The organism is Desulfoconvexum algidum, from assembly GCF_055382125.1.
Genome location: NZ_AP042394.1, coordinates 3,616,980 through 3,625,000, shown reverse-complemented (window position 1 = coordinate 3,625,000; position 8,021 = coordinate 3,616,980). Strand labels below are relative to the sequence as shown.

The 8,021-nt window shown below is 45.8% G+C and carries 9 protein-coding genes (1 of these 9 only partly in view); 7 read left to right on the top strand and 2 right to left on the bottom strand.

Annotated features, from left to right (window positions below; translation table 11 throughout):
* From ACZ45G_RS16650 to ACZ45G_RS16620, 7 genes are all read left to right on the top strand, one after another.
* Nucleotides 1-196, top strand: partial view of a hypothetical protein gene (locus tag ACZ45G_RS16650; RefSeq protein ID WP_464171611.1) — the 3' end only. The gene continues 614 nt to the left of window position 1, outside the view; only the last 196 of its 810 coding nucleotides appear in the window; the start codon falls outside the window, past its left edge; the stop codon is at nucleotides 194-196.
* A gap of 478 nt (nucleotides 197-674) precedes the next feature.
* Complete coding sequence (locus ACZ45G_RS16645) at nucleotides 675-1,559, top strand: DMT family transporter (RefSeq protein WP_464171610.1); 885 nt, start codon at nucleotides 675-677, stop codon at nucleotides 1,557-1,559.
* Nucleotides 1,560-1,618: 59 nt separating this feature from the next.
* Nucleotides 1,619-1,951: a hypothetical protein gene (locus ACZ45G_RS16640; protein ID WP_464171609.1), complete on the top strand. Its 333-nt coding sequence runs from the start codon at nucleotides 1,619-1,621 to the stop codon at nucleotides 1,949-1,951.
* Nucleotides 1,952-1,970: 19 nt separating this feature from the next.
* Complete coding sequence (locus ACZ45G_RS16635; RefSeq protein ID WP_464171608.1) at nucleotides 1,971-3,620, top strand: ribonuclease J; 1,650 nt, start codon at nucleotides 1,971-1,973, stop codon at nucleotides 3,618-3,620.
* A gap of 10 nt (nucleotides 3,621-3,630) precedes the next feature.
* Nucleotides 3,631-5,991, top strand: a complete 2,361-nt coding sequence (locus tag ACZ45G_RS16630; protein ID WP_464171607.1) for a DNA translocase FtsK — start codon at nucleotides 3,631-3,633, stop codon at nucleotides 5,989-5,991.
* Nucleotides 5,978-6,595, top strand: coding sequence for a class I SAM-dependent methyltransferase (locus ACZ45G_RS16625; RefSeq protein ID WP_464171606.1), 618 nt, complete (start codon nucleotides 5,978-5,980; stop codon nucleotides 6,593-6,595). The genes ACZ45G_RS16630 and ACZ45G_RS16625 overlap by 14 nt, the downstream gene beginning before the upstream one ends.
* 23 nt (nucleotides 6,596-6,618) lie before the next feature.
* Nucleotides 6,619-7,077: a thioesterase family protein gene (locus tag ACZ45G_RS16620; RefSeq protein WP_464171605.1), complete on the top strand. Its 459-nt coding sequence runs from the start codon at nucleotides 6,619-6,621 to the stop codon at nucleotides 7,075-7,077.
* Nucleotides 7,078-7,137: 60 nt separating this feature from the next.
* On the opposite strand, the gene ACZ45G_RS16615 is transcribed toward ACZ45G_RS16620, so the two are convergent.
* Nucleotides 7,138-7,308, bottom strand: a complete 171-nt coding sequence (locus ACZ45G_RS16615; protein WP_464171604.1) for a hypothetical protein — start codon at nucleotides 7,306-7,308, stop codon at nucleotides 7,138-7,140.
* A 112-nt stretch (nucleotides 7,309-7,420) separates the two neighbouring features.
* A complete protein-coding gene (locus tag ACZ45G_RS16610) occupies nucleotides 7,421-7,966 on the bottom strand; it encodes a rhomboid family intramembrane serine protease (protein WP_464171603.1) in 546 nt (181 codons plus the stop codon).
* Nucleotides 7,967-8,021 lie beyond the last annotated feature (55 nt).

Sequence of the window (8,021 nt, the reverse complement as noted above, 5' to 3'; positions counted from 1 at the left end):
AGATGATGAATTTATTCGGTTAACGGCCTTTCGGCCACAGGCCACGCCGTGGAGAGGTTATACCCCTCGAGATGGCAAGGTGGATTTTTCTGAGGCCAGTATAGAAGGGATACGATATAAAATTACGACTGGGTTAACCGAGAGGGGAGCTGTTTCCTTTTTATCGGCACGGGCAATAGACAAAACTTGTATTTAAAGTACGCTTATTGGCACGGGTGTCTTGACTTTTTGTGGGAAAATCAACCCTTATTTTCTTACCATTGGGTATCTGACCCCTTTTTCCATGAGAGAAACGACATGGGCCATGAATTGTCTTCTTTCGGTCCCCTTTAATCCTGCCCGTGTTTTGTTTAAGAAGGATTTCATTTCAGGGGTTAAATTTATCAGATGCTCTTATATGGTCATTCATGAAAACTCGCTTTTTTATAATTTTTCATGACTACCATACATATTTCAGACTCGGTTGTTTACAATTTCATACCAGCGGATGGTTTATTTTTGATCTTGTGCGTTAATCGTTTGTTTCATGTTTTTTGGTTTGCCTGAATATGGGTTTTTGTTATGGGTGTGTTTATGATTTTTTGTAACTGTTTATTTTTTTTGTTTAATATATACTCAGGTGAAAATCAATGGCTTTAGGGCCGCTAATACAATAAAGTTATATGGGAAACAACATGAAAAATTTGACGCTTTATGTGATTACGGTTCTGGTCTGGGGATCCACCTGGATTGCCATTAAATACCAATTGGGATCTGTTGACCCACTGGTGTCGGTTATTTATCGCTTCGGCCTTGCTTCTGTTTTGTTGTTTTCTTTCTGCAAAATTCAAGGTTTGAGCCTGAGATTTTCTAGGAAAGAACATTTTTTTATGGCGACTTTGGGTGTTTTTTTGTTCTCCATCAACTATTGGCTGGTGTATCTTGCCGAGGTTCATCTGACATCGGGTCTTGTGGCGGTTATTTTTTCTTCCATTGTATTTTTCAACATTGCCAATGGGGCCATCTTCTTGGGAACCCCCCTTGAAAAAAAAATGATAATCGGTGCTTTTGCCGGTATTATCGGGATCATCTTTATTTTTATGCCGGAAATCAAGTCTTTTCACCTGGGAGACAGGGGGGTTTTGGGGGTGGTTCTGGGCTTTTCCAGCGTACTCCTGGCATCCTTTGGCAATATTATCTCGGCAAGGAATACCCGAAACCATATCCCCGTAATCCAGGCAAATGCAATTGGAATGGGATACGGCACCCTTGTTTTGGCATTGGTTGCACTTTTGCTGGGTAAAGAGTTTTCCTTCTCGTATTCCGTCCCCTATGTGGGGTCCCTTGTTTTTTTGTCGGTATTCGGATCCATCATTGCCTTTGGCTGTTATCTGACCCTTATCGGGTCCATCGGTGCAGATAAAGCCTCCTATGCCATTATGGTGGTACCCGTCGTCGCCTTGATCATTTCTTCTGTTGTGGAAGGGTATGCCTGGAATTTTTCCGGAGGGGTGGGGCTTGTCCTGGTTGTTGTCGGTAATTTTTGGGCATTGAAAAAAAAGCCTGGCGTTGCCACCTAACGATCTTTCAATTTTTACCGGTTGCATATTCAAATGGATTTATGGTAATTAAATTTGATATGAAACAATATGTAATAGACGGGTTTAGTCTTCAGGACTATATAAAATTAAAAGAATATTTTGACAAGCACCTGGAAGCAGCTTCTGTGGACGGTATATACTGGTTTGAGTTGGAACGAGACGTGCTTACTCCTGTCCAGTCCGGCCATGAATCCTGCGGGCCCCATGTGTTCGCTCTGATGCTGGAAAATACCTATCTGTCCTGTGAACTTCTTGTGAGGATTAAAACAAATATCAAGTGCGATTGTATGGGCTATGCCACAAAGGAACAGCGGGACTGGTTGATTGACCAGACCGATGCTATTCTTGAAACGCTTTCAATCTGCATTTAAAACATATTAGGTTAGACCAATGCTTAAAATAATACCCCTTGGCGGTCTCGGTGAAATCGGCCTGAACATGATGGTTGTGGAGTATGGGGACGTCATGTTTATCATTGATGCCGGTCTTATGTTTCCAGAGGACTATATGCTGGGGGTGGATATTGTTATTCCGGTCATGGATTATATCCGGGAGAATCGGGATAAAATTTATGGGATTATTATCACCCACGCCCATGAAGATCACATTGGGGCGCTGCCCTACCTTTTAAAAGAGATTCGAATTCCGGTTTATGGAACTGCCTTTACACTGGAGATAGTTCGCAATAAGCTGGTGGAATTTGATCTGAACAAGCATATTGATCTGAATCTGGTCAGTCCCGGAGAAACCCTCGCCATTGATCCTTTTGAAATCGAATTTATCCGGGTGAGCCATTCCACCATAGATGGGGTAGGACTTGCCATCACCACTCCTGAAGGTGTGGTGGTGCACACCGGTGATTTTCGAATCAGTCACGATTCCGATAAAACTAAAAATACAGATATATCAAGCTTTGCCCGGTTTGGAGAAAAAGGAGTGTTGGCATTGATGTCCGACTCCACCAATGTTGAGGTGGAAGGATATACCATGTCTGAACAGGAAGTGGGCCGGAACCTGGACAAGTTAATCACGGCAGCACCGGGGCGGGTGATTGTCGCCATGTTTGCATCAAATGTCTCCAGGATTCAGCAGGTGATTGATATTGCCATCCGCAATAATCGGAAAATAATTTTTAATGGCCGGAGCATGGAACAAATTGTTTCGGTTGCCACGAAACTTGGGTATATCAAATGTCCCCCCAGCATGATCCGGGATATCAAACAGATCCGTTCTTGTGCCGATGACAAGGTAATTATCATCACCACGGGAAGCCAGGGAGAACCCATGTCGGCATTGGTTCGCATGGCCTCCGGGATTCACCGGCATATCAATATTAAAAAAAAAGATACGGTTATCCTATCTTCCAAACAGATTCCAGGTAATGAAAAAGCCGTAGCCAATATTATTAACAAGCTTTATCGGCGAGGGGCCGAGGTGGTGTATTCAAAAATCGCCCAGATCCATGCCTCGGGCCATGCCCACCAGGAAGAGCTCAAGCTCATGCTCAATTTGACCAAACCCAAGTATTTTATTCCCATACACGGGGAATACCGCCATCTGGTTATCCATGCAAGGTTGGCTGAAAAACAGGGGCTTGCCAGGGAGAATGTTCTTGTGGCTGAAGACGGCCAGGTCATTGTTTTTGATAAGGACGGCGGCCGTATCCAGGGAAAAGTCCAGACGGGCAGAATCCTGGTGGATGGTAAAGGAATCGGGGATGTCGGCCGAAGTGTGCTCAAGGAGAGAAGGGAACTTTCCGAAGGGGGGCTTGTGGTGGTGACCATGATCATTGACGAGGAAACAGGGGTGGTGCTTTACGGGCCTGAATTGATTTCAAAGGGATTTGTTTTTGATTCTGCAACCGGACATCTCATTGATGATGCCCAGTGTGTGATCCTTGAAATTGTTGAAGAGGTTGAACACGGTCTTGAATCCCGGGTTGACCTGATTCGCAAAAAACTCAAGCGGGCCCTGAAACAATATTTTGCCTTTGCCATTAACCGCAAACCCTTGATTGTTCCCATCATCATCGAAGTATGAAAAAAGACGTATGAAAAAAGAATTATATGGTATTCTGCTGTTATTTTCCATCATTCTAACAGCTGTCAGCCTTTTCTCCTATGATGCAGTTGACCCCTGTGTGGGCCCTGAATTTTTTACGATTCCATCCGTTGTCCACAATATGTTTGGTCTTGTGGGTGCCCATGTGGCAGGTTTTTTTATTTATCTCTTCGGAATGGGTGCCTTGTGGGTGCCCCTTCTGCTTTCTTTGCTCAGTGTCTGGTTCCTCAAGGAACGCTCCTCCAAGATTATCTGGCTGACCCTGGCAGGGGGGGGGATTCTCATGATCAGCACCGGCAGTATTTTATTTTTATTCAAGGATACCTACGGGTTTTCCAACACCCTGATTTCAGCCGGCGGGGTAATTGGGTATGGTCTGGTATCCTTTTTATTAAAATATACCAATAGTGTCGGGTGTATTACTATCCTGGTTTTTTTTATGATTATTGGGTTTACCCTTGCAACGGGAATTTCACTGGTTGCATTGGCCCTGTTTGTCTATCAAAAAACCGTTTCGTTGATGACCATCATCCAGGATGATTTTCGAGAATTCAGTGATTATATAAAGCTTAAGCTGGGACAGTTTCAGGAAAACCGAAAACAGGTCGCTCTCGACCGGGTCAATTTTGACCGGGTCAATCTTGACCGGGCCGATCTTGACCGGAAGATGCTCGATCCTGAGCCCCGAGAGATTGACATCTCCCCCCCAAGGTTCCACAAAAAAAAGGCATTGATCAAGCTTCCCGGAAAAGGGGTAAAAAAAGAAGAGGAGAGCATTCCTCTGGAGGATCTGTTTGAACCCACCATTGTAGCGTTGGAACCCGATGACATTGAATATGTATCCGAGTCAACGATTGAAGACATCCGGGAAAAAACGAAATTTAACCTGCCCAAGCTGTCCTTTTTAGACGAAAAACCCGTGGTAACAAGGCAGATTGATACCCAGTTCCTCCAGGACAAGGCACGGATTCTGGAAGGCAAGCTCAAAGATTTTAATGTGGCCGGTGAGGTGGTGGAAATTTTACCAGGCCCCGTTATTACTACCTTTGAATATAGGCCAGCGCCGGGGATCAAGTTGAGCAAAATCGTCGGGCTTTCCGATGATCTGGCCCTGGCCCTGAGTGCTATCAGTATCCGTATTGTGGCCCCCATTCCGGGACGGGATGTGGTGGGCATTGAAATTCCCAACGAGGAACGGGAATTGGTTAACCTAAGGGAGATGATTTCTTCAAAGGCCTTTGTCCAGTCGGACTCTTTGCTCACCCTGGGCCTTGGAAAGGATCTTTTGGGAAAACCTGTTGCCACCCAAATGGACAAGATGCCCCATCTGCTCATTGCCGGTGCCACCGGTACCGGGAAGAGTGTGGGCTTAAATTCCATGATTATCAGTCTCTTGTACAAGGCAACCCCGGATGAGGTCAAGCTGATCATGATCGATCCCAAACGGATTGAATTGTCTGTTTACAATGATATTCCCCATTTGATTTCTCCCGTGGTAACGGATATGAAAAAAGCCACCAACGCCCTTTATTGGGCGGTCAGAGAAATGGAGCGCCGGTATGAGCTTTTGGAACAAAACGGCTTAAGAAACCTGGACCAGTACAATGAGATGGCAAGGGAAGAAAAGAAACGCTGGTCTGCACTGAACCATAACAGGAAAGAAAATTCAGTTGAATCGCCACCGCCTCCCCCTGACCCTCTTCCTTTTATTGTGGTGATTGTGGATGAGCTGGGGGATTTGATGATGGTGGCTTCAAAGGATGTGGAATATGCCCTGACCCGGCTTGCCCAGATGGCACGGGCCGCCGGTATTCATATTATTCTGGCAACCCAGAGGCCTTCGGCCGATGTGCTCACCGGCACCATCAAGGCCAATTTCCCCACCCGGATTTCCTTCCAGGTTTCTTCGAAGATCGATGCCCGGATTATCATTGATCAGGGAGGGGCTGAAAGCCTTTTGGGTAATGGAGATATGCTTTTTTGTCCTCCGGGTACAGGAAAGCTCATGCGGATCCAGGGGGCCTATATCTCGGAAAAAGAGATTGCAAGGGTAACCGGTTTTTTAAGGGAACAGCGAAAGCCCGATTATGATGAATCCGTCACCATGGGTGCTGAGGATGAGGAAACAAAAGAGTTTGATGACGCAGATTATGATGTAAAATATGATGAAGCCGTGGCCCTTGTCACAAAATCCAGACAGGCCTCTATTTCCTATGTACAGCGCAGGTTGCGTATCGGTTATAATCGAGCGGCCCGATTGATTGAAATGATGGAGCACGAGGGGATTGTCGGTCCCCAGATTGGTGCCAAACAAAGGGAAGTGCTGGTGAAAAATTATGACGATGATTGATATAAAAATACTCAATACTATTAAAGGCTTTATGGATGATGCTGAAGCCCTTCGGCTGTTTGAGCTGGCAGGTCAGGCAGCACTCATGGGAGCGGTTCTTGAAATTGGAAGTTATTGTGGCCGATCCGCTGCCATTATCGGCACGGCCTGTCAACAAAATAACGGCATCCTGTATTCCATTGACCACCATATCGGATCCGAGGAGCAGCAGCCGGGGGAAGAATATTTTGACCCGGAGCTTTTTGATGAAAGAACCGGCGGCATCAATACCCTTCCGTTTTTCAGGGAAACCTTAAAAAAAACAGGTCTTGAAGATACGGTCATTCCCATTGTTTCCACCTCAAGTGTGGTGGGAAAAATGTGGCAAACCCCTTTGGCAATGGTCTTTATTGATGGGGGCCATTCCCTTGAGGCGGCCTGGACCGATTTTCTGACCTGGTCCCCCCATCTTTTAACCAAGGGCCTTCTGGTGATCCATGATATTTTCCTGGATCCGGACAAGGGCGGTCAGGCGCCCCGGCAGGTTTATGAACGCGCCATTGCCACAGGGCTTTATACACAACTTGAAATGACCAAAACCCTTGGGGTGCTCCAGCGAAAATAAACCAGAGGTTGAAAGGAAAACCCATGCATACGATTGTTCTGGAAAAAATTAAAGAATATTATCTTGAATTATTGCCCTTTAACAAAGTTTTGGGGATTGGAATTGATCATCTGGACTATGATTCCTGTGAGGCAATCGTAAGTTTTCCCATGGCGCCGGAGCTGGTTGGAAATCCTGTGGCCGGTATCCTCCACGGTGGGGTTACGGCCTCCGTGATTGATTTGACAGGGGGGCTGAGCGCCCTTATTTCCTGTGCAAAATTTCATGAGGGCTCTTCCCCCGAGGTGATTGCGCAGAAACTGACAGCTTCAGCCACCATTGATATGCGGGTGGATTATCTCAGACCGGGTAAGGGGAGATCCTTTCAATGCAAAAGCCGCATCATCCGGGCAGGTTCCCGTATTGTGGTTTCAAAAATTGACCTGGTGAATGAGCAAGAGGTCAGAATCGCCACAGGGACTGCCACTTATTTGATCGGATGAGTCTGCCTTATTATGTCCTTGATTTTGTTGCCGTGTTCAGGGTCAAGGATTGTGAGGCTTTTATTCGATGTATCCTTTTCCATTGCATTCGGGACACTTGGTATCGGGTTCACAAATGCAGTCATCTACGCTTTCGTCGTTGTCAACCCCTCTCCATTCAGCATTGCATTCACAGGAACCGACCATGATTTTAGACCCTTTGCACAGGGGGCATACTTTTTTATCTGTCATTTTATGTTTCCTTTTAGAAAAGAGTGACCATTAAAAAAATATTGGGACATCGCCTGTCAGACACATTTTTTATTATAACCCAATTTTTCTTTTTGTAAAGGATTCCTGGGGCTTATCGTTTTCCTCCCCGCAAAAATCCATAGCCGGCACCTGCAATGCCGCCTGCCAGGTGGCTGAATTGGGAAATTTGATCAATTTTTAAAATAGAAATAACTTCATTGCCAATGAAGAGTATGGAAACCAGGATGAATGTCAGGGGAATCTGGCCGGTCCGGATGTTTGAAAAAGAGCTTAATAGAATCAGCATGAAGGCAATTCCGCTGCCTCCCATAAGGGAATTGGAAAAGAAAAATGCATTAAAAAGGCCAGTGGCAATAGCCGTAACAAGGATCATTTCAAGCAATTTGCCCGACCCGTATTTTTCTTCCAGCAAAGGTCCCACAAGCAGTATGATGGTAAGATTTCCCGAAAGATGGGCCCAGCCGCCATGGCCGGCAATATAAGATACCAGCCGCAGATAGAATTCAGGAGAGGTAAACGCCAGGGACGCAGGGGAGGTAAAGTAGGCGGCCAGGAGTGACCTGGTGCAGAAGATAAGCACGCCAATGGCAACGAGGGTATAGGTAAGGATGACCGGGGCATTGTATTTGATTTTCATGTTTCACCTTTTGTTTTGTCTGTTGTGTGGCAAACTTTTTATCTCTTCCGGCCAG